This is a genomic window from Haloterrigena alkaliphila (assembly GCF_017352155.2).
In the GTDB taxonomy this organism is placed as follows: Archaea; Halobacteriota; Halobacteria; order Halobacteriales; family Natrialbaceae; genus Haloterrigena; species Haloterrigena alkaliphila.
Map to the genome: position 1 here is coordinate 369,940 of NZ_CP071462.1, position 19,750 is coordinate 389,689.

General features: G+C 67.5%; 19 protein-coding genes and 1 pseudogene. 15 read left to right on the plus strand and 5 right to left on the minus strand.

Annotation, left to right across the window (positions count from 1 at the left end; all coding sequences use genetic code 11):
• Positions 1-6: 6 nt before the first annotated feature.
• A pseudogene (locus tag J0X25_RS20590) lies at positions 7-198 on the minus strand (SHOCT domain-containing protein); the annotation flags it as partial.
• A 138-nt stretch (positions 199-336) separates the two neighbouring features.
• On the opposite strand from J0X25_RS20590, the gene J0X25_RS20595 reads away from it, so the two are divergent.
• Positions 337-624, plus strand: a complete 288-nt coding sequence (locus J0X25_RS20595; protein ID WP_207289324.1) for an amphi-Trp domain-containing protein — start codon at positions 337-339, stop codon at positions 622-624.
• Positions 625-782: 158 nt separating this feature from the next.
• Here J0X25_RS20595 and J0X25_RS20600 read toward each other — a convergent pair whose 3' ends face one another.
• Complete coding sequence (locus J0X25_RS20600) at positions 783-3,029, minus strand: DHH family phosphoesterase (protein ID WP_207289325.1); 2,247 nt, start codon at positions 3,027-3,029, stop codon at positions 783-785.
• Between the two features lie 92 nt (positions 3,030-3,121).
• Entirely contained in the window at positions 3,122-3,385 is a 264-nt protein-coding gene (locus tag J0X25_RS20605; RefSeq protein WP_207289326.1) for a hypothetical protein, read from the minus strand.
• 250 nt (positions 3,386-3,635) lie between these two features.
• Here J0X25_RS20605 and J0X25_RS20610 point away from each other — a divergent pair, with 250 nt between their 5' ends.
• The 3 genes from J0X25_RS20610 to J0X25_RS20620 all read left to right on the plus strand — a co-directional run bounded on the left by J0X25_RS20610 (position 3,636) and on the right by J0X25_RS20620 (position 5,554).
• Complete coding sequence (locus tag J0X25_RS20610; RefSeq protein ID WP_207289327.1) at positions 3,636-4,358, plus strand: metal-dependent hydrolase; 723 nt, start codon at positions 3,636-3,638, stop codon at positions 4,356-4,358.
• A 177-nt stretch (positions 4,359-4,535) separates the two neighbouring features.
• Positions 4,536-5,111 (plus strand): DUF7342 family protein, encoded by a 576-nt coding sequence (locus tag J0X25_RS20615; RefSeq protein ID WP_207289328.1) that lies wholly within the window; start codon positions 4,536-4,538, stop codon positions 5,109-5,111.
• Positions 5,108-5,554, plus strand: coding sequence for a toxin-antitoxin system TumE family protein (locus J0X25_RS20620; protein ID WP_207289329.1), 447 nt, complete (start codon positions 5,108-5,110; stop codon positions 5,552-5,554). The genes J0X25_RS20615 and J0X25_RS20620 overlap by 4 nt, the downstream gene beginning before the upstream one ends.
• Positions 5,555-5,689: 135 nt before the next feature.
• Here the strand turns inward: J0X25_RS20620 and J0X25_RS20625 are convergent, their stop codons facing one another.
• Positions 5,690-6,262 (minus strand): metal-dependent hydrolase, encoded by a 573-nt coding sequence (locus J0X25_RS20625; protein ID WP_207289330.1) that lies wholly within the window; start codon positions 6,260-6,262, stop codon positions 5,690-5,692.
• Between the two features lie 411 nt (positions 6,263-6,673).
• On the opposite strand from J0X25_RS20625, the gene J0X25_RS20630 reads away from it, so the two are divergent.
• From J0X25_RS20630 to J0X25_RS20655, 6 genes are all read left to right on the plus strand, one after another.
• On the plus strand, positions 6,674-7,069 hold the full coding sequence (locus J0X25_RS20630) for an OsmC family protein (RefSeq protein WP_207289331.1): 396 nt from the start codon (positions 6,674-6,676) through the stop codon (positions 7,067-7,069).
• Between the two features lie 219 nt (positions 7,070-7,288).
• The gene (locus J0X25_RS20635; protein WP_207289332.1) at positions 7,289-8,389 is read left to right on the plus strand and encodes a ComEC/Rec2 family competence protein; all 1,101 of its coding nucleotides are present in this window, start codon (positions 7,289-7,291) and stop codon (positions 8,387-8,389) included.
• Complete coding sequence (locus J0X25_RS20640; protein WP_207289333.1) at positions 8,386-8,700, plus strand: DUF3006 family protein; 315 nt, start codon at positions 8,386-8,388, stop codon at positions 8,698-8,700. The genes J0X25_RS20635 and J0X25_RS20640 overlap by 4 nt, the downstream gene beginning before the upstream one ends.
• Before the next feature lie 303 nt (positions 8,701-9,003).
• On the plus strand, positions 9,004-9,546 hold the full coding sequence (locus J0X25_RS20645; RefSeq protein ID WP_425600925.1) for a gamma carbonic anhydrase family protein: 543 nt from the start codon (positions 9,004-9,006) through the stop codon (positions 9,544-9,546).
• 186 nt (positions 9,547-9,732) lie between these two features.
• Positions 9,733-10,200, plus strand: coding sequence for a DUF5799 family protein (locus J0X25_RS20650; protein WP_207289334.1), 468 nt, complete (start codon positions 9,733-9,735; stop codon positions 10,198-10,200).
• Positions 10,201-10,290: 90 nt separating this feature from the next.
• Entirely contained in the window at positions 10,291-10,581 is a 291-nt protein-coding gene (locus tag J0X25_RS20655) for a DUF7545 family protein (RefSeq protein ID WP_207289335.1), read from the plus strand.
• Between the two features lie 200 nt (positions 10,582-10,781).
• Here the strand turns inward: J0X25_RS20655 and J0X25_RS20660 are convergent, their stop codons facing one another.
• Positions 10,782-14,888 (minus strand): lamin tail domain-containing protein, encoded by a 4,107-nt coding sequence (locus J0X25_RS20660; RefSeq protein ID WP_207289336.1) that lies wholly within the window; start codon positions 14,886-14,888, stop codon positions 10,782-10,784.
• A 535-nt stretch (positions 14,889-15,423) separates the two neighbouring features.
• On the opposite strand from J0X25_RS20660, the gene J0X25_RS20665 reads away from it, so the two are divergent.
• The 5 genes from J0X25_RS20665 (at position 15,424) to J0X25_RS20685 (ending at position 19,572) form a co-directional block, all read left to right on the plus strand.
• Complete coding sequence (locus J0X25_RS20665) at positions 15,424-16,011, plus strand: biotin transporter BioY (protein ID WP_207289337.1); 588 nt, start codon at positions 15,424-15,426, stop codon at positions 16,009-16,011.
• Between the two features lie 37 nt (positions 16,012-16,048).
• On the plus strand, positions 16,049-16,759 hold the full coding sequence (locus J0X25_RS20670) for an energy-coupling factor ABC transporter ATP-binding protein (protein ID WP_207289338.1): 711 nt from the start codon (positions 16,049-16,051) through the stop codon (positions 16,757-16,759).
• Between the two features lie 29 nt (positions 16,760-16,788).
• The gene (locus tag J0X25_RS20675) at positions 16,789-17,493 is read left to right on the plus strand and encodes an energy-coupling factor transporter transmembrane component T family protein (protein ID WP_207289339.1); all 705 of its coding nucleotides are present in this window, start codon (positions 16,789-16,791) and stop codon (positions 17,491-17,493) included.
• Positions 17,494-17,579: 86 nt separating this feature from the next.
• The gene (locus J0X25_RS20680) at positions 17,580-19,106 is read left to right on the plus strand and encodes a dihydrolipoyl dehydrogenase (protein ID WP_207289340.1); all 1,527 of its coding nucleotides are present in this window, start codon (positions 17,580-17,582) and stop codon (positions 19,104-19,106) included.
• A 109-nt stretch (positions 19,107-19,215) separates the two neighbouring features.
• On the plus strand, positions 19,216-19,572 hold the full coding sequence (locus J0X25_RS20685) for a DsrE family protein (RefSeq protein WP_207289341.1): 357 nt from the start codon (positions 19,216-19,218) through the stop codon (positions 19,570-19,572).
• The last annotated feature ends 178 nt before the right edge of the window (positions 19,573-19,750 follow it).

Here is a 19,750-nt window from a genome sequence, read left to right on the forward strand (position 1 = left end):
GCGGACTCACCGATCGTACTCGTACTCCCGATTCCGGTCCGCTTCCCTCGCGCCATCGGATTCGCGCCCGCGGTCGCGCACCCACTCGTCGGCGTCTTCGAGCGTCCCCGTCTCCAGCAACCGCTCGAGTTTCCGTTCGAACTGGTCGTCCGTCAGTTCCCCCGCGGCGTAGCGCTCGCGGAGCGTCTCGAGGGCGTCAATACGCGGTCATTCTCCCTGAACTGAAAATACATTGATGGGTCGAGGTGTTGGTACCTCGAGCGTCCAGTCATCGACGGCGAAACCAGTCGGTAGGGCGGATGCACTTATCGGGTCGTCCACTGTATCGGGTATCGTATGCCCGAAGAAGTCCTGTTCGAGTCCGAGAGCAGCCAGAGCAGAGAAGCGATCGCATCGTACCTTCGCACCGTTGCAGAGAACCTCGAAAGCGGGAACGCGATTTCGCTGAAAGCAGGCACCGAGTCGGTGACGCTCGATCCGCCAGCCCGTCCGACCTTCGAAGTCAAGGCCGAACGCGAGGGGCCGACGGATAGTCCCGGCGAGTTGAGTATCGAGTTCGAACTCGAGTGGGACGAGAACGGCGGTGACGGGGATGGTGGAAGCGGGCAGTTAGAAATCGAGTGAGAAATCGGAGCCGCGAGACCCGAATTCGGAGCAGAGGCGTCGCCGCAGCGGCGTCGCTACACAACCGGGAGCGCCGCCAGTACACGGTCGTAGCGCCGTCGCTACACAGTCGGTACTGCCGTCGCTACGCGGCGGTGGACGATGGAGGAGAACGAGTCTTACGCGAGCGTCTCGCCGAGCGCCTCGAGTGCGGCCTCGCGGACGGCGTCGCGTTCGCCGGGCAGGAACTCGACGTGCCCGTCCCGGCCGCCGACGACGCTGACGCCGGCGTTGGGCGCCGCCTCGCGGACGGCGTCGCCGAGTTCGCGGACGTCGATCGTCTCGGTGGCCCGGACGTGCAGCTCGTCGTCGCCGACGCCGAGCGTGACGAACGGGTGGTCGGCCTGATCGCGCTGTCGTCGGTGGAGCGCGTCGAGCAGCAGCGGCGTCGTCGGGAAGTTGTACCGGTGCGTGAACGCGTCCGTGTCGAGGATCGCGACCGTCACGCCGTCGATACCCCGAAGCGCGAGGTTCTCGCGGGCCGTCTCGAGTTCGGTGTCGAGTTTCGCGCGGAACTGCTCGGAGACGTGGGCCGCGAGGTCGCCGTCTCGCGCGGCCGTCTCCTCGCCGTCGCCGAACAGCAGGTCGATCACGAGTTCGCGCTTGTCCTTGTACGACTGGTAGAAGGCCTCGAGCGCGATGGCCTCGCGGCGTTCGGAGAGCGCGGTCTCGTCGTAGCCCGCGTCGGTCGCGAGGTCGACGTAGGCCTCGGGGGTGTCCTCCCAGTAACTGACCGCGGGGAGGTGCTCGAGGTCGCTCCGGACGTCGTCGTTGACGTGGGCGGCGACGTTCGCGCCGAGCGCCGTCGAGGTGACGTCCGAGACGTCGGCACCGGCGAGCGAGGGCGCGACGGCGACGGAGACCGCATCGACGATCGCCTCGTCGGCGCGGCTGTCGTCGACGACGACCGTCTCGGCGTCGTACAGTGAGAGCAGATCGTAGCCGTCGACCGACTCCTCGGTCGAGCCGGCGTCGGCGACGACGACCAGCGGCAGTTGTTCGCCGTGGCGGTCGCGGGCCTCGAGCATCGAGGTGACGTCGCTGGTCGCGGCGTCCATGTCGTAGACGCGGCCGTCGAGCGGACGTCGTTCGAAGTAGTGGTACTCCGCGTCCTCGCGGGTGTGTTTCTCGCGGATCAGCGGGAGGACGGCCCGCTCGATGGCGGCGCCGGCGACGTAGCCGTCGGCGGTCGCGCCGTGGCGGACGACGATCGGGCGGGCCTCGACGACGGCCCGGCGGATCGCGGTCGCGGCGTCGGCGACGTCCTCCTCGACGGCGGTAACTGCCTCGTGATCGGCCAGCAGGTCGATCTCGGCCGGTCGGGCCTCGCGCTCGATCGCGCTCTCGAGGCGGTCGCGAACGGTCTCTCGCTCCTCGCCCTCGAGGATCTCGAGGGATTCGGTCTCGATCTGGAGGTCGCCGTGGTGGCGTTCGACCTCGCCCTCGAGGACGACGGCGTCGTCGACGTCGACGTCGGGGTAGGCGCGGACGCCGGCCTCCTCGAAGGCGGCGCACTCGACGGTGGCCGTCTCGTCGCGCAGTTCGAACACCGTCGGGCCGCTGGTCTGGCGGACGCCGGTGATCTCGCCCTCGAGGCGGACGACGCTGCCGATCTGGTTCTCGATGGCGTCGATCGTGGTGCGGTTGAGCGCCGATTCGGCCTCGGGTTCGGCGTCGGCGGCGTCGTCGGTCGCCGGCGCCGAGCCGGTGGTGGCCGTCTCGGTGGCGACGGACGCGCTGCCGCTGCCGGCCGCGACGGCCTCCGGCGCGTTCGGCGTCGCGGACGTCTCGTCGGACGGGCCGGTGTCGTCGGCGGCCGCCTGCAACTCGCCCGCCTCGACCTCGTCGGGCGACTCGGGTTCGGGTTCGGGCTCGGGTTGCGACTCGGACCCGGACGCCGACTCGGACGCGGCGGCGGAACCGGACGACTGGTCGGCGTCGGCCTCGGATTCGTCGACCGCCGAGTCGGATCCGGCGTCGTCGACGTCCTCGGGCAGCACCTCCTCGTCGCCGGTGTCGATCAGTTTGCCGCGGAACTCGCGTTCGCGCTGGCGGATCGACCAGCCCAGGTCGACGTTGCCGTTGTCCCGGACGTCGAGGACCTGAACGAAGACGTCGTCGCCCGACTCCCAGTCGAGGCTCTCGAGTCGCTGGTCGAGTTCGCTTCTGTGCAACAGACCGGTCACGTGGGCTCCGATGTCGACGAAGACACCGAAGTCGGCGTAGCCGTCTACGGTCCCCCGGTAGTACCGACCGGGAGTCAGCTGCGAGGCTGCCGAGCCACGGAATTCGAACACCGCGTCCTCCTCGTGACTCTCGCAGATCTCGCCGTCGACGGCTGTGCCGCAGATGATACAGTTACCCATCTATTCGGACCAAGCGGTTTCGCCCTAAAACGGTTGTCGAAATGCGTTCGCCCGCTACTGGGGGCTGCCCGGCGGACGCGATGGCCGCGCCGTCAGTCGAACGCCGGCGACTCGGCCTCGAGCGTCTCGATGTCGTCGGCGATTTTTCGCACGTCCTCCGGGAACAGCGACACCTGAACCTCGCTGCCGTCGGCGTCCTCGAAGACGAGTTTGACCCGCTTGTCGCCGAACTCGCGGGCCTCGGCGTCCTCGACCTCGAACAGCTTGACCGTCGCCGACTTGTTCGCCGGACCGACGTTCTTGATCGATCCGTCGTTCAACTCTATCATGAACTCCTCGAGCGTCAGCGAGAGCATGGTCGCCGTACGGGCCGGGGGTAAAAAACGACACGGGGACGGCCACCGGCCATCGGTGCCGGTGCCGGTGACCATCCCGACGTTCGCGCCGGCGACGCCCCGGCCAGCGCCCGATAGCCGAGGGGGCCGATATCTCACGGTCGGGACGATCGATCTCCCGTAGCCGAGGGCGTTCGATCGACAGATTCTCGGCCGGTTTCGGCCCGCTCGGCCACTTTTAAGTTGCGTTCGGCCGAACGAATCGCACGCAATGCAAGTCACCTGGCACGGCCACTCGACGTGGCACGTCACCGTAGGGGAGACGGAACTGTTGATCGATCCGTTCTTCGACAATCCGAAGACGGACCTCGAGCCGGCCGACGTCGACGCGCCCGACTACGTACTGTTGACGCACGGCCACGCCGACCACATCGCCCACGCCGGCGAGTTCTCCGACGCGACGCTGGTCGCGACGCCCGAGATCGTTTCCTACTGCGAGGACGAGTTCGGCTTCGAAGACGCCGTCGGCGGGATGGGGATGAACCTCGGCGGCACCGTCGAGTGTGGCGACGCGTACGTGACGATGGTCCGTGCCGACCACACGAACGGGATCATGACCGACTACGACGCGACCGGCGGGATGCCCGCCGGCTTCGTGATCTCCGATACGAAACCCACCCAGATCGAAGACGAGGAGTCGACGACCTTCTACGACGCCGGCGACACCTCGCTGATGACCGAGATGCGCGAGGTCATCGGCCCGTACCTCGAACCCGACGCCGCCGCGGTTCCGATGGGCGACCACTTCACGATGGGGCCCCAGCAGGCCGCCATCGCCGTCGACTGGCTCGACGTCGACGTCGCCTTCCCGCAACACTACGACACGTTCCCGCCGATCGAGCAGGACCCCGAGGAGTTCGAGAGCGAGGTCGCCGGCACCGGCAGCGACGCCGAGGTCGTCGCGCTCGAGGGCGACGAGACCTACGAGATCTGAAGCGCCGTCGCTGATCCCGATCCGAGGCTCGTTTTTTCGACACGCGTCTCGAGAACTGCGTTCGAATCGGACCGTCAGTTGGCGGGAACCCGTTCGAGACAGCGGGCTGCGGAATGGGATCCGCGGAATATACCGAAGAACCCGAGTTTTATTCCGATAGAGCCCGTCGCTTCGAGCATGGACGAGCCGCGCTCGGATCTGAAGGCGGACGCCGACGAACGCGCGGAGTCACCGGATTTCGAGTCACTGACGCCACCTCGAGAGTTGGTTCGTGGTGAGCGAACGCGCGACGACTTCTTCGACGCCGTTCTCGGACTCGACAGCCCGGCGACGATCAGCGACATTGCGGATCGGGCCGGTCACGGCACGGACGCGGCGCGGGAGTACCTCGAGTGGTTCGAACGGATGGGGATCGCGACGCAGGTCACCGAGTCGCCCGCGACCTACGAACGCAACCAGGAGTACCTTCGCTGGCGTCGGATCCAACGGCTCCGAACTCAGTACACCACTGACGAACTCCTCGAGTATCTGTCGGCAGAGACGGAGCGCGACGAGGAGTACGCTGACCGGTTCGACGTCGACTCCCCGGACGCGGTTTCGATAACGGCGCACGCGTCGGAAGTCGATCGAACGGTGGAAGACGTCTGGGAGGACGTCACCGCGTGGCAGACGACTCGACGACGGATCGCCCTCCTCGAGCGAGCGATCACGACCGGCTCCGGTGGATCCTCCGAGGAACGGACCGCCGTATGACCGACCGGAGCGACGAGGGGGCGAGCGCCGACGGCAACGGCGCACCGGTCGATTTCGATCGCCTCGACCTCCTCGCCGAACGGCTCTCGACGGACGATCGCTTCACGCAAGTCGAGGCGACCCCCGACTTCGCACCGGACCGAGTAGCGTGCGTCTACGATCCCGGGTTCTATCCGCGCAGCGTTCGCGAGGCGAGACTGGAAATCGTCTGGTTCGAGAACGGCGACTTCACCGTTCACTATCACGAGGACCACGCCGAGGGGACGTTCGACCATCGATGGGATCGACATCCCTCCGATCATAACACCCGGGATCACGTCCATCCCGGACCCGATGCGCCGACACCGGGAACGAACGTGTCACATCCGTCCGACTGGCGTGACGTCCTCTCGACGGTACTCACAGCAATCGAGGAGCGCCAACGCGGCTTCTGGACGGAGTGAGACCGGCGAACCGTACGAACTGTGAGGTGAGCGGGCGCGTCGACGGACGACGGACCGTCGATCACCGACGGCTGGGCGTTTCTTCGAAAGAAAGAGTGCTGCCGCGAGTCCTCAGTCGTTCCCGCTCGTGTCGTATCAGCTATCGCTCTCGGAGCGGCCGCCGATCCGGTAGCGCGTCTCGAGCGGATAGCGCTCGTATCGGGCCAGCACCAGATGGAGGCCGATGGCGACGGCGAGCAGTCCGAAGTTCCAGACCGGCGAGTCGTAGTAGATCACGTCGACGATCACCGGGTCGGAGTAGACCGGCCAGAACGGTTTGATCGGTGGGGCGATGTCCGGCGCGGAGAGGATGTCCGCGAACAGGTGGCTGACGCCGCCGGTAAGCAGTCCCGCCGTCGCGAAGACGAAGACCGTCTCGCTCTCGATTTCGGTGCTTCGGATCCGTCGGTGGGCGTTGAACCAGTCGGTGAGATACCGGGCGGCGATCGCACCGACGAGGACGCTGATCAGCACCACGAACAGCAGGGAATGCGTCATCCCGTGGTGAGTGATCGGGAGGTAGCCCTGCAGGACCAGATCGACGTCCGGGATCATCGCCGTCACCATCGCAAACGCCGTGAACGCGATCGCTCCTCGCCGTCCCCAGACTAGCCACGCCGGTGCGGCGAACAACAGCGCCATGCCGAAGTGCCCGGTGACGTCAACCATCGGTACTCGAGTGACCGATACCGTCGAGTGATTCGAGGGTGCGATACGACCGGCGTCCCGGTGCCGGGAACTCGCGACGACCGCATGGCAGCGCCGAGAGAGGCGAACCCGCTCGTTCGCGACCCGTGAGGGAACACCGTCGCGCGCCGTCCCGCGGCGGCGTGACGACGCCGAGTCCGTTCGCCGATTCCCTGTCGGATCGCATCATTGTTCGTCCGCGAACGTTTCGTACGAACTGATAAATCGAATCGCGCTGCAAACGCAGGGTCCCGTTCTCGGTGCGACGACGCGCTCGCCACGTCGTCGTCCGATCGACGAACCGCGCTCGTAGACGCGGTTCGCGCTCGCTGGCTCGCACCGGCAGTACACCACCAAACGTTTACAGCGTCGCTCGTGGACGACTCGAGTGCTATGGCGAAGCAGGTCACCACCGTCTCCGAGGAGGGATACAGCGCCACGAACGAGACCCGGGAGTTCGAAACGACGATCGACGCCACCGGCGAGGAGGCGCCGGACACGCTCGAGGCCCTACTGGCCGCCTACGGCTCCTGTTACGTCCCCGCACTGCGCGTCGGCGGTCAGCAGCGCGACGCCGACGACCTCGGGCGGATCGAGATCGACATCACGGGCGAACTGAACGACGACGACAAACTCGAGTCCGTCCAGTTCGACATCCGCGTCGAGGGCGACGTCGACGAGGACACCGGCGAGGAGATCATCGAGCGCGCCTTCGAACTCTGCAAGGTCCACGACGCGCTGAAGGACAGCCTCCACGCGGAGACGAGTTTCGAGGGCAACGCCGCCTGAACGCGTCAGTAGGCGACGTTGAGCGTGTCGGAAGGCGACGTTGAGCACGTCAGCAGGCGACACCGTCGAGGACCACGCGAGGAACGCGATCCGAGTGCAACGTCTCGAGTACCGGCGATCCCGTCGGTCCGGCCGTCCGGCCGATCCGTCGCCACCGGCGACAGTAACCGAGACCGACCGGTCCGAACCCACATGGTCGGCGGCCTCGTCGGAACGGGTATGCGACGCCACCGCGGTCTCGTGGTCGCGACGGTCGCCGGAGCGCTCGTCCTGTCGGGATGTCTCGGTGCGATCGCGCCGAGCGACGGTGCCCAGGACGCCCCCGACGCGACCGACGGCGAGCTCGAGATCCACCACATCGACGTCGGACAGGCCGACTCGACGCTGCTGATCACGCCCGAGGGGGAGACGATTCTGATCGACACGGGCGACTGGCGGGCCGACGGTCGGGAAGTCATCGACTACCTCGAGGCCGAAGGCATCGACCGGATCGACCACTTGGTCACGACCCACGGTCACGCCGACCACATCGGCGGTCATCCGGCCGTCATCGAACACTTCGAGGAGCGCGGCGAGGGCGTCGGGGCCGTCTACGACCCCGGCGTCGCGTCCACGAGTGCGACCTACGACCGCTACCTCGACGCGGTCGAGGAGTACGACGTCTCGCTCTATCAGGTCACCGCCGGCGACTCGTTACCCCTCGAGGACGAGTCGGTCGACGCGACCGTGTTGAACCCACCCGAGGACGGCGGGGACGACATCGACGCCGACGGCGTCGTCCTCGCCGTCGAGTACGGCGGCTTCTCGTACCTGACGACGGGCGACGCCGAGGAGACCGCCGAGCGGCGCCTCGTCGACGAGCGCGCGGAGGACCTCGCGGCCGACGCCTACCAGGCCGGCCACCACGGCTCTTCGACCTCGTCGACGGCGCCGTTCCTCGAGGCCGTCGACCCCGAAATCGCGGTCGTCTCGAGCGCGCTGGACTCCCAGTACGGCCACCCCCACGACGAGGTGCTCGAGGCGTTCGCCGACCGCGGGATCGAGACCTACTGGACCGGCGTCCACGGCGATATCGTCCTCGAGACCGACGGCGAGAACGTCTCGGTGACGACCGAACGCGAGGGGCCGACCGATCCGGCGGCGCTGCTCGAGCGAAAGCACGAGGCGCAGTCGTCGTCCTCGGTACGGGGACCGCTCGAGCACTCGTCGTCGCTCCAGCCGCGACCGCCGCTCGAGGAACCTGCGCCGGTTCGGCCGGCGCTCGGACAGCCGCCGGCACCGGTGGTTGATGGTGTTCCCGCCCCTACTCAGGGACGATGACCGAGACCTACACCGCGGTCCTCGATCGAATCGTCGACGGCGAGACGGCCGTGCTCCTACTCGAGGTCGACGGCGCGGTGGTCGACGAGCGCGTCCTCGACGTCGACCGCCTTCCCGAGGACGGCCGACACGAGGGGGCCGTCTTCGATCTGGAACTCGAGGACGAGGGGGAAGACGGAGACGAGGAAGGGGACGCGAAGGAGAGCGACCCCATCCGCGAACTGACGTATCGGCCGTCGGCGGAACGGGAGCGACGGGACGACGCGCAGGACCGGTTCGACCGTCTCTCCGAACGACTGCCGGACGAATAACGGTTGGAGACGCGTCTCGAGGCGACGGGAGCGAAATGGGGGAGTCGGAAGCAGATGGTCGAAAGCAGGAGCGCGTTGGGGGGAGGCGTGGAGCGAAGACGGGGGTGGTGCCCCGTGGTGGTTCGGGATGGGTGGGATGACACAGCAGCGGAACGTCGCCCGTCGGTGACGCGGCGCCGCTGCATCTTCTCGGTTCGGGAGACTGTGCAATAGCCGCGGTGCCAAACAATATTGGGATGGGTGGTGAGACGTCGCGTATCGAGTCGTCGACCACCGATCGAGGTGCGTCTCCCGCGGGTCCCGATGGTCAGGTTCAAGGCGTTCCTCGAGGCAGATGCGGACATGCTACGATCGTTCGACGGAAAAGAGCCACAGGTCGCCGACTCGGCGTACGTCGACGAGGCCGCGGTCGTCATCGGCGACGTGGTCATCGAGGACGACGCCAGCGTCTGGCCGAACACGACGATCCGCGGCGATCACGGGCGGATCGTCGTGGCCGAGGGCGCGAACATTCAAGATAACGCCGTCCTCCACGAGCACGCCGCACTCGAGCCCTACTCGACGGTCGGTCACAGCGCAATCGTCCACGACGCGACCGTCGCCGAGCGCGGGCTGGTCGGCATGAACGCGGTCGTCCTCGACGGCGCGCACGTCGGTGAAGGAGCGGTCGTCGCGGCCGGCAGCGTCGTGACGGAAGGGACCGAGGTCCCGCCCTCGACGCTGGTCACCGGCGCGCCCGCGGAACCGAAGACCGAGATCGAGGACGGGTCCCACCTCGAGGCGACGGCCGACCGCTACGTGGAACTCTCGCGGAAATACGCCGAAACCTCCGAACGAATCGACTGACTCCGATCCGTTTTTGCGGCGAGTCGGTGGCGCTCGAGCGTCCTGCTCGTGCAGCGCGCGCCACCGCACGCCGGACCTGTGGCGGTATCGATCCGTGGATCGAAGACGCTCGTCGCGAGCGTCTCGACGACTCGAGCGAGCCGCCCGATGAAAACCCTGATAGCGCCCCCGTGCGAAGCGATAGCCATGAGCGACACATCGTGGACGGATCGGATCGTCGGTGCGCGGATGACCGTCGATCAACAGTTCTCCTCGCGGATCACCGAGTCGCAGTTCTCGAGCCAGCAGTGGAGTCTGATCATGACCGCGACGGAGTTCGAGATCCACGAGGCCGACGACCCCGACCGTGCGCAGCTCGTCGCCAACACCGAGCAGGTCGAACAGGTGATCCCCGAACTCGACAACATGCCGACCGGGATGGGTGCGATGGGGGGTCCGGGACCCAACCAGCAGGACCGCTCCGGCGATGGCGGCGTCCTCGGATCGATCAAGGACGCCCTCGGCATGGGCGGCGGTGACGACGGCGGCTCCGACGCCGAGAAACGACGGGCGGCCGAACGGCTCACCCAGGAGTACGCCGACGAACTCCAGTCCCACCTCGAGTCCGAGGGCCGGTGGGAGTCGGTCCGGCGGGCCGCCGCGGGCGACGAGTGAGCCAAAAACGCGACGGGACACCACGGTTTCACCCGTCCCGACCCGACGCAAGCCACAGCACCTTTAGGGACGGTTCACTACGGTAGGGGTATGACCGAGGAAGTCGAGACGACGACCTTCGAGATCAGCGCCGACGACGGCACGACCGACGACATCACGATCCCCGCGGGGCTCGTCGACCTCGTCGCCGAGGGCGATCAGAGCGACGCCGAAACGATCGGCGACATCGCGCTGCTCTCCTTCGCCAGCCGCGCCCACCACATCGTCCACCACGGCGAGGACGCCGACGCGGAACTCGAGGCCCAGGAAGCCCGCGTTATGGAACTGTTCGAGGAACGCTTCGGCGTCACCTACGGCGAAGCGACCGGACACCAGCACTGACCGACGAAACGTCAGTCGCGAGGAGCCTCGAATACGACCGCCGAATCGCGCCGAGAATCGACTCGAGCGGAATTTTCCGACCGTCGCGACCGAAACGGAAGCGACGCGTTCGATCGTCACCGTCGCCGCTGCCGCGGTAGCAGCGAAAACGGACGGAACGACCCGGCGCTGATTTCCCTAATAGAAGAAGTGCCGCGAACCTACGCCGCGGACGCGTTCCCGTCCGATTCCGTCTCCGGCCCCGGTGCGTCGGGTTCGGCCGGCGTCTCTGATTCGGTCGGCGCCTCCGGTTCGGTCGGTTCCTCGGGTGTTTCTTGCGTTTCGGCGGGCTCCTGCGCTTCTGCGGACGGATCCGATTCGGCCGGCTCAGACGGCTCAGTCGATTCGGCGGGCTCTGCCGGTTCCGTCGGTTCAGCAGGCTCCGTCGGTGCAGCGGGTTCCGTCGAGTTAGCCGATTCTCCGGCGTCGGCGGGCTCCGTCGGCTCAGTCGGTTCCTCCGGTTCGGTCGGCTCATCGCCCGTCGGCTCCTGTGTCGCCGTCGTCTCGGATTCCTCGGGGGCGTCCTCGATCCCGACCGTCTGATTGGACGGGTCGGCCGACTGGATCTCGCCGGCCGGCGGCGTCTCGGCGGTCAGCGTCTCCTCGTAGTCGTAGTGGCTCAGCCCGACCTCCCAGACGAGTCGCTCGTCGTCGCTCTCGGGCGTCCACTCCACGGTGAAGTTGTTGGCCCCGGGCTCGAGTTCCTCGACGGGGACGTCGTCGGTGGTTCCCTCGACGAACTCGCTGTCCGCGAACAGCTGGGCGTCGTTCGGGTTGTCGTAGCCGAACGTGACCGCGATGCCGTCCTCGGTGGGCGTCGCGTTCTCGACGGAGATAGTCGGCTGTTCGGGCCGGACCTCGTCGAGGCACTCGCGCCCCTGCGGGTTCGGGTGGTCGATATCGCCCGCTATCGCGTCCGGCGAGGCGAAGCCGGTCATCGCGGCGCCGAACTCGCCTTCGGGCACCGTCACGTTCGCGCCGTCGTCCGTCTCTGCGACCGCGAACTCGTCGCCGGTCTCGAACGTGACCGTTCCCTCGAGCGGCGCGTCGACGTGGTCGCCGACCGTGATCGCGTACTCGCCCATCGAGTTCCCGAAGCCGCTCGACTCGTAGAAGCCGGTCGCGACGACGATGGTGTCGCCGTCCTCGAACGAACCGGTGACCTCGGCCCGCGAGCAGTCGACGAACTCGGCCTCGAACGCCGTCGACGGCTCCGTTTCGTTCGCGACGGTGTACTCGAGGGTGTCGGTCGCCAGTTCCGCCCCCGCTCCGTCGACGACGCTCACGTCGAGCGTCGCGTTCTCCTCGAGCGACGGCTCGAGGTCGAGCGTCTCGTTCGAAACCGCTTCGCCCGCCGCGAACGTGTCGGTCGCCGCGCGTTGCTCGCCGTCCGCGTCGGTGACGGTCAGGCCGTACTCGACCGACGCGTTCGCCGACTCGACGGTGAGGTTCTCGCCGTCACCCGTCTGGTCGGCCACTTCGAGGGTTGCCGACGGCTCCGACTCGTTCGATTCTTCGGCTTCAATCGGTTCCTGTAGAGCGATATCTCCGTCGTTATCGAGAACGACAACCTCGTCTCCGGAAGCGTTCCAGACCGGACGTTCAATACCCCAGTGTAGAGTCTCTTCCGTATTCTCGCCAGAACCCGTAACGATCGTCACTTCCGCATTAGGTTGAAGCACGAAGCCGTCAGGAAACTCCAATGCGCTTCCACCGCCGGGGGTATCGACGATTCCCTCGTTCAATCGATCCTGTAGTGTCCACCCCGAGAAGTCGATGGTATTGTTGCCGGTGTTCTGTAACGTAACGTATTCATCCGATTGATTCCCCTCACCAACGTCGATCTCGAAGTCAGTTACTGCAAGTTCTGCCTCGTTAGCAGTAGTGACGAGATTATCGTCCTCCTCCTCGAGCGCGTACTCGATCGAGTCGTTCGCCAACACCGCGTCGTCGTCTGCCGCGCGGATCGAGACGTCGACGGTCGCGTTCTCCGAAAGCGGCGGCTCGAGGTCGAGCGTCTCGTTCGAGACCGTCTCGTTCGCCTCGAACGAATCGCTGTCGACGCGGTCGCCGTCGTACTCGGCCGAGAGGACGTACTCGACGGTTGCGTTCGCCTCGTCGACGACAAGCGACTCGCCGTCGCCGGTCTGATCGGTCACCGAGAGCGTCGCGTTCGGTTCGCCCGGGTCCATCTCGTTGGGCTCCTCCGGTGTGTCACCGCCGCCAACCGTGACGAGCGCCGTATCGAGCACCGGCGAGCCGCTGGAACCGACGTAGGGGTCGTCCTCCGGGCCGTCGCTCTCCGCGTACTGGAAGGTTCCGTCGCCGGTCGTATCGTGGTGGACCACCGCGACCAGTGACTGGTCGCTCTCGATCGATTCTTCGAGGTCGACGCTGACATTGCCGTATTCGCCGGCCTCGAGCGAGTCGGACGTGCCGATCACGGCGGCCGGATCGGCGGCGGCGTCGCTCGGGTAGATCGCGACGAAGCCGCCGTCGGAGAGGTCGACCTCGTCGACGACGACCGACTCGCCGTCGCTCTCCTGATCGTCGAACGTGATCGACGCCTCACCCTCGCGTTCCTCGACGTCGTCGAGACGCTGTTCGAGGTCGTCCTCGAGGTACTGCTCGAGTTCGCCGACGTCGTCGATCCCCTCCTGGGCCACGTACGCGGTGGCGTCCGCGGCGGTCTCCTGGGTCAGAATCTGGAGTTGCGTGATACTGATCCGCTGGTACTGGATCACCTGAGCGATCTCCTGACCAGTGCCACGGGCCGCGAACTGGATCTGTTCGACGGTCGCCGACTGGTACTGGGAGAGGGCGCCGCTGGCGCTGCCACTGGCCAGCATCTGCACCTGCGTGACGTCGACGACCTGTTTCTGCAGAACCGCACCCTCGCCAGCGCCGAACGCGGCGGCCTGGATCTGCGTGATCGAAATCTCCTGGTACTGGACGGCCGACTCGATCGCGCCCTGGGACGCGCCGAACGCGGCGTACTGAATCTGCGTGATCGAAATCTCCTGTTGCTGGACGAGGACCCCGCCCGCGGCGCCGTCGGCGGCGGCCTGAATCTGCTCGACCGTGGCCGACTGACTCTGGTGGATCGAACCCTTGGCGGCGCCGAACGAGGCCTCCTGAATCTGCGTGATCGAGATGCGCTGGACCTGCTCGGCGCTGACCGTCTGGAGTCGTTTCAACGAGCCCTTGGCCGCACCGTGGGCGGCCGCCTGGGTCTGCTCGACGGTCACCTCCTGGCGCTGGACGAGCGCGCCCTTCGCGGCCCCTATCGCGGCCTTCTGGACCTGCTTGATGTCGATCCGCTGGTACTGTTCGGCTTCGTCGCGTTGCTCCTCGTCGACGGCCGCCTCGGAACTGCCCTCGAGCGCGCCGGAGGACGCGCCGGCCGCCGCGTTCTGGACGTGTTCGAGGGTGACCCGCTGGCGCTGTTCGACCGTGATCGTCTGGTACTGCTCGAGGGCGCCGTACGACGCCCCCTGCGCGGCTTCCTGGATCTTCGGCGTCGAGTCGACGCCCGACTCGCCGGCCTCGTGGGCGGCCCCCGCGGCGGCGCCGCGGGCCGCGACCTGCAGTTGCTCGACCTCGACGCGCTGGCTCTGGGCCATCGACCCGTGGGTCGCGCCCCACGCCGCGCTCTGCAGTTGGCTCGCCTCGACGGACTGGTGCTGGGCGAGGGCACCGTCGGTCGCCCCGCCGACGGCGTACTGGACCTGCTCGGCCTCGACCGCCTGTTCTTGCATCAGCGAGCCGTGCACGGCGCCCGCCGTGGCCGACTGCACCTGTTCGGCGTCGGCCCCCTGATGCCGGGTAACCGACTCGCGGGCGCCCTCGACGGCCGCCTCGCGCTGTTCCTGGGTCACCTCGACGCCCTGGGACTGGGCGAGTTCGATCCCCTCGTCGACGCCGGCCTCGACCGCGTCGACCTGCTCCTGTGCGAGCGACGCGCTCGCGTCGGCGCCGCCCTCGGCACCCTCCGCGTCGGTGCCGCCTTCAGCGCCCGAGCCGTTCGCGTTCGCCTCGGTTCCGTCGGCGTCGGTCGTCGGTTCCATCGACACCAACTCGAGCGACTCGCCGTCGTCGGTATCGGTCTCCGTCGACTCGGTCTCGCCGTTCTCCTGCTGGACGGATTCGCTACCGCCGTCGTCGAACGGACCGACGCTGACGCCCAGCAACGGCAGCGCCAGCACGCTCGTGACCACCAGGATCGCGACCGCGACCGCCCCGATCGCGGCACCGAGGCCCTGGTTCATGATTCGGCCCCTCCGCTGCCCGTGTGGCTGCCGTTCGGACTCCGTTTCGGCGGCAGCGTCACAGCCTGTCCGCTCCCCCTCCTCACGAGGGGTGATTGGCCTCGGCTACCGACCGATCGCTCGAGAAACCGCGTTTCGCGCCGGTCCCGTTTCGACGTGCAGCGTGTCCCTACCGAACTGTCGTGCAACCCCGGTTCGAACCGTCGACATACAGATAGCATCGGTTTCCCATCATCGGTCCGAACGACTGCATAAGCCCCGCGGTCGTTTCGGTCAGAAATCGAACGTAATAGGCCATTACGCCCCTCACGATCGTCGTCGTCGTGGCTGCAGACGGACGGGTAGCCCGACTCTCGTGGGAATCCGCGTTCGTCGTCGGTGCCGACACCGCACCGGTCCGACTGTCGGGCGGAAGCGCGCTGTTTCGCCGTTCCTTGCGGCGCCGGCGTCGTACCGACCACCCGGAACTGACAGCGGGCTGTCTCTTCCTTCGGAAACCGAAGTGTTGAACTCGGTTTACGAGAGTGCCACTCGTATGGCAACGGAACGAAACGCAGTCGAACTCGTCGAGGGGGACGTCGTCAGGCAGTTCGCTCGCGCGGCGGTGCTCGCGGCGCTGGTCGGGGCGTCGATATTCGTGACGATACCGTACCCGTTCTCGCCGGCGCCGATCACGTTACAGGTGCTGTTCGTCTTCCTCGCCGGACTCGTGCTGGGGCCGGTCTGGGGAGCCGTCTCGATGCTCTGCTATCTGACCGCCGGCGCGGCCGGCCTGCCGGTCTTCTCCGGGATGGAGGCCGGGTTCGGTCCGCTGGTCGGACACACGGGCGGCTTCCTCTGGTCGTACCCGGTCGCGGCGGCGCTGATCGGCGCCGTCGTCCACCGGGGCACCGACCTCCGGAACCCCGCGGACGTCCCCCTGCCGATCGTCGTCGTCGCGCTCGTCGCCGGAACGATCGTCATCTACGGCATGGGAGCGGGGTACGCGGCGTGGCTCCAGCACCTCGAGCCCTGGGAGGCGATCGCCGGCTACGCGCTCCCGTTCGTTCCCGCGGAACTGCTCAAGATGGTCGCCGCGATCGCGATCGTCAGGACGGGGCGACTCGAACCGGTCGACTCGTGATCGCTCGAGCGCCGTCGACCGTCCCGGCGAGGACGCGATGATCGAGTTCCAATCGGTCTCGTACGCGTTCGACGACGTGCCCGTTCTCGAGGACGTCTCGCTCACCGTCGACGACGGCGAGTTCGTCCTCCTCGCCGGCGCCAACGGCAGCGGGAAGACGACGCTGTTGCGCCACTGCAACGGGCTGTTGACGCCCGACGCGGGCGCGGTGCTCGTGAACGGGACGCCGGTCGCTGACGACCTCGTCGGCGCCCGCTCGAGCGTCGGCATGGTCTTCCAGCACCCCCGCGACCAGTTCGTCGCCGCGACGGTCGGCGCCGACGTCGCCTTCGGCCCGGAGAACCTCGGTCTCGAGCGCGACGCGATCGACCGCCGCGTCACCGAGGCCCTCGAGGCCGTCAACATGGCCGGTCGCGGGGACGAGCGCATCGACGCGCTCTCGGGGGGCGAACAGTCTCGCGTGGCCATCGCCGGCGCGCTCGCGATGAACCCCACCCATCTCGTCCTCGACGAACCGTTCACCGGTCTCGACGATCCGTCTCGACGATCGGTCCTCGACCGACTCGAGGCGCTGTCGACCGACGGCACCGGAATCCTGCTCTCGACGCACGACCTCCGGGACGTGCTCGAACTGGCCGACCGCGTCGTCGGCATGGCCGACGGTCGGATCGTCGTCGACGACGACCCCGCACGCGCGCTCGAGGCGCTGTCCGATCTCGCGGTTCGCGTCCCCGACGTCGACACCTGACCGTTCGCGTCCGCTTCGACCTACCGACGATGCTCACCTACGAATCCGACGACACGCTGGCCCACCGACTCGACCCCCGCTCGAAGCTAGCGGTCCAGCTCGGGTTCGCCGCGACCGCGCTGGCCCATACGGAGCTTCCGGCACTGGTCGCCCTCTCCGTCGTGACAGCGCTGATCTTGTTCGCCGCTCGCGTCTCGTTGCTCGAGACGCTGTACGCCTACCGCTTCGCGCTGGTCTTCCTCGCGCTCGCGCCGCTGCTCGCCGCCGTCACTCTCGGATCGCCGTGGATCGACCGCGCGGACGGGCTGGCCTCCGCGCGGGCGAGCTACCGCGTCCTGCTCGTCCTGCTCGTCAGCGCGGCCTACGTCCGCTCGACGCCGGTCCGCGCGTCTCGAGCGGCGATACAGCGGACGGTTCCCGGCAAACCCGGTCAGCTACTGGGCGTCGGCGTCGCCCTCGTCTTCCGGTTCCTCCCGGTTCTGCAGGCCGACCTCCGGACGATCCGCGACGCGATGGCGGCCCGACTTGGCGATCAGCGCAGCGCCGTCGACCGCGCGAGTACGCTCGGGCTGCTGGGCCTCACGCGGGCGTTCGACCGGGCCGACCGCCTCGCGCTCGCCATGCAGGCGCGGTGTTTCGCGTGGAACCCCACCCTCCCCGCGCTGGCGCTCTCGCGGCTCGATTATCCCGTCCTCGCGGCCGCCGTCGTCCTCGCGCTCTCGGCGCTGGTGTAGTGCTCGAGCGCCTGCAACGGCGCGCAGTTCCCCAACGTGGGCATTCCGGCCTGTGCTTCATTACCGCAGGCGTGCCACCTCTCATCATGGAGGAGTACGATTTTCTGGTCGTCGGTTCCGGGTCGGGGTTGGACGTGGCGAACGCGGCCGCCCAGCGGGGCCAGTCGGTCGCCGTCGTCGAAAAGGGACGGCTCGGCGGTACCTGCCTCAACCGCGGCTGTATCCCCTCGAAGAAGCTGCTGTACCGCGCGGAGGTCCTCGAGACGGTCGAGCGCGCCGAGGAGTTCGGCATCGAAGCCTCGGTGGACGACGTCGCCTTCGCAGAGATCGTTCGAGAGGTCAACGAGGACGTCGCGGAGAGTTCCGAATCGATCCGCCGGGGTCTCGAGTCGTCCTCGCAGCACGACCTCTATCAGGCCGAAGGCCGGTTCGTCGACGACCGGACGCTCGAACTCTCGGGCGGCGACCGCGACGGCCAGCGGGTGACCGCCGAGACGGTCCTCGTCGCGGCCGGGACCCGGCCCGGCGTTCCGGCGGTCGACGGCATCGAGGACGTCGGTTACCTGACGAGCACGGAAGCGCTGCGACTCGAGGAACCGCCCGACCACCTCGTCGTGATCGGCGGCGGCTACATCGCGGCCGAACTGGGCCAGTTCTTCGGCGCGTTCGGTAGCGACGTCTCGATCGTCGGCCGTCGACCGCAACTGCTGCCCGACGCCGACGAGGAGGTGGCCGCCGAGTTCACCGACCGCTTCGCCGATCGGTTCGACGTCTATACGGGATACGAGGCCACCGCGGTCTCGTCGTCGAACGGCGAGGTGACCGTCGAAGCGGAACCGTATCCGGGTCCCGAAGCAGAGGCGGAAGCGGAGTCGACTCCGCATCCGGGGCCCGAGAGCGGCGAGGGGGTGGCCGAGCGCGTCACCGTCACCGGCGACGAACTGCTCGTCGCGACCGGACGCGTCCCGAACACCGACACCCTGAACGTGAGCGCGGCGGGGATCGAGACTGACGAACTGGGCTTCGTCGAGACCGACGAGTACCTGCGGACGACCGCCGAGGGGGTCTGGGCGCTCGGTGATATCGTCGGCGAGTACCTGCTCAAGCACAACGCCAACCACGAAGCGCAGGCCGTCGCGCGCAACCTCTTCGGCGACGACCTCGAGCCGGTCGACTACACCGCGATGCCCTTCGCCGTCTTCTCCTCGCCCGAGGTGGCTGGCGTCGGCGCGACCGAGGGGGAACTGCGGGCCGCCGATCGCGACTACGCCAAGCGAACGTACCGGTACGAGGAGACGGCCCGCGGCTCGGCGATGAACGCAGAGGGGTTCGTCAAGCCGCTCCTCTCCCTCGAGGGCGAGATCCTGGGCTGTCACATCGTCGGCCCGAACGCGTCGAACCTCATCGAGGAGGTCGTCGTCGCGATGACTGCCGGGTCGGGGACGGTCCGGGACATCCGCGAGTCGGTGCACATCCACCCCGCGCTATCGGAGGTCGTTCAGCGGGCGTTCTCGGGGCAGTTCACCCGCGGCGGTCGTGACCACGATCACGGTCACGATGGGGGCCACGAGCACGATCACGAGGGGGGCCACAGCCACGATCACGACCACTAACCCCGGAATCTCGGTCCGGGGTCCCAGGGTACTCGATCCCGGCGGTGATGCATCGAGCGCACACGGGCGCCGGCCCGTTTTATGCGCAGGTCGCCTGCGTTCGAGTGCAATGGTAAACGCAGCCATCGTCATTCTCGCGGGCACCGAATCGCACGCAGATACCGGTCGACTGGTCAACGGCCTCGAGGCAGCCAAGGAGTTCTCCGAGAACGACGAAGACGATCTGGAACTCATCTTCGACGGCGCCGCCACGCAGTGGGTCGAAGAACTCGAGGACGAGAACCACGACTACCACGACCTCTATCGGTCCGTCCAGGACGAAGCGGCCGTCTGTGACTACTGCGCCGGAGCGTTCGATGCCGACGACGCGGTCGAGGACGCGGGCCTCGTGCGCATCGACGAGAACGACGGGCATCCCAGCATGCGGTCGCTGGTCGACGACGACTACGAGATCATCACGTTCTGAGATCCCTCGAGAGCCCCTCCTCGAGCCGAGAGTTCGAACGATCGATCGGGACTCGAGGCGCGGCGTACCCGCGAGCCTCGATCGACCCGCCGGTACCCGCTCGACGCCGCCATCCGGTACTGACCCTTTTCGCCGACGTTCAAACCGGTAAGAGAGGGTTAGCCGCGTCGATCTCGAC

Bases quoted from the DNA above. Each gene is read 5' to 3' on its own strand.
- J0X25_RS20595 (WP_207289324.1), top strand. From the start codon at position 337: ATGCCCGAAGAAGTCCTGTTCGAGTCCGAGAGCAGCCAGAGCAGAGAA.
- J0X25_RS20600 (WP_207289325.1), bottom strand. From the start codon at position 3,029: ATGGGTAACTGTATCATCTGCGGCACAGCCGTCGACGGCGAGATCTGC.
- J0X25_RS20605 (WP_207289326.1), bottom strand. From the start codon at position 3,385: ATGCTCTCGCTGACGCTCGAGGAGTTCATGATAGAGTTGAACGACGGA.
- J0X25_RS20610 (WP_207289327.1), top strand. From the start codon at position 3,636: ATGCAAGTCACCTGGCACGGCCACTCGACGTGGCACGTCACCGTAGGG.
- J0X25_RS20615 (WP_207289328.1), top strand. From the start codon at position 4,536: ATGGACGAGCCGCGCTCGGATCTGAAGGCGGACGCCGACGAACGCGCG.
- J0X25_RS20620 (WP_207289329.1), top strand. From the start codon at position 5,108: ATGACCGACCGGAGCGACGAGGGGGCGAGCGCCGACGGCAACGGCGCA.
- J0X25_RS20625 (WP_207289330.1), bottom strand. From the start codon at position 6,262: ATGGTTGACGTCACCGGGCACTTCGGCATGGCGCTGTTGTTCGCCGCA.
- J0X25_RS20630 (WP_207289331.1), top strand. From the start codon at position 6,674: ATGGCGAAGCAGGTCACCACCGTCTCCGAGGAGGGATACAGCGCCACG.
- J0X25_RS20635 (WP_207289332.1), top strand. From the start codon at position 7,289: ATGCGACGCCACCGCGGTCTCGTGGTCGCGACGGTCGCCGGAGCGCTC.
- J0X25_RS20640 (WP_207289333.1), top strand. From the start codon at position 8,386: ATGACCGAGACCTACACCGCGGTCCTCGATCGAATCGTCGACGGCGAG.
- J0X25_RS20645 (WP_425600925.1), top strand. From the start codon at position 9,004: ATGGTCAGGTTCAAGGCGTTCCTCGAGGCAGATGCGGACATGCTACGA.
- J0X25_RS20650 (WP_207289334.1), top strand. From the start codon at position 9,733: ATGAGCGACACATCGTGGACGGATCGGATCGTCGGTGCGCGGATGACC.
- J0X25_RS20655 (WP_207289335.1), top strand. From the start codon at position 10,291: ATGACCGAGGAAGTCGAGACGACGACCTTCGAGATCAGCGCCGACGAC.
- J0X25_RS20660 (WP_207289336.1), bottom strand. From the start codon at position 14,888: ATGAACCAGGGCCTCGGTGCCGCGATCGGGGCGGTCGCGGTCGCGATC.
- J0X25_RS20665 (WP_207289337.1), top strand. From the start codon at position 15,424: ATGGCAACGGAACGAAACGCAGTCGAACTCGTCGAGGGGGACGTCGTC.
- J0X25_RS20670 (WP_207289338.1), top strand. From the start codon at position 16,049: ATGATCGAGTTCCAATCGGTCTCGTACGCGTTCGACGACGTGCCCGTT.
- J0X25_RS20675 (WP_207289339.1), top strand. From the start codon at position 16,789: ATGCTCACCTACGAATCCGACGACACGCTGGCCCACCGACTCGACCCC.
- J0X25_RS20680 (WP_207289340.1), top strand. From the start codon at position 17,580: ATGGAGGAGTACGATTTTCTGGTCGTCGGTTCCGGGTCGGGGTTGGAC.
- J0X25_RS20685 (WP_207289341.1), top strand. From the start codon at position 19,216: ATGGTAAACGCAGCCATCGTCATTCTCGCGGGCACCGAATCGCACGCA.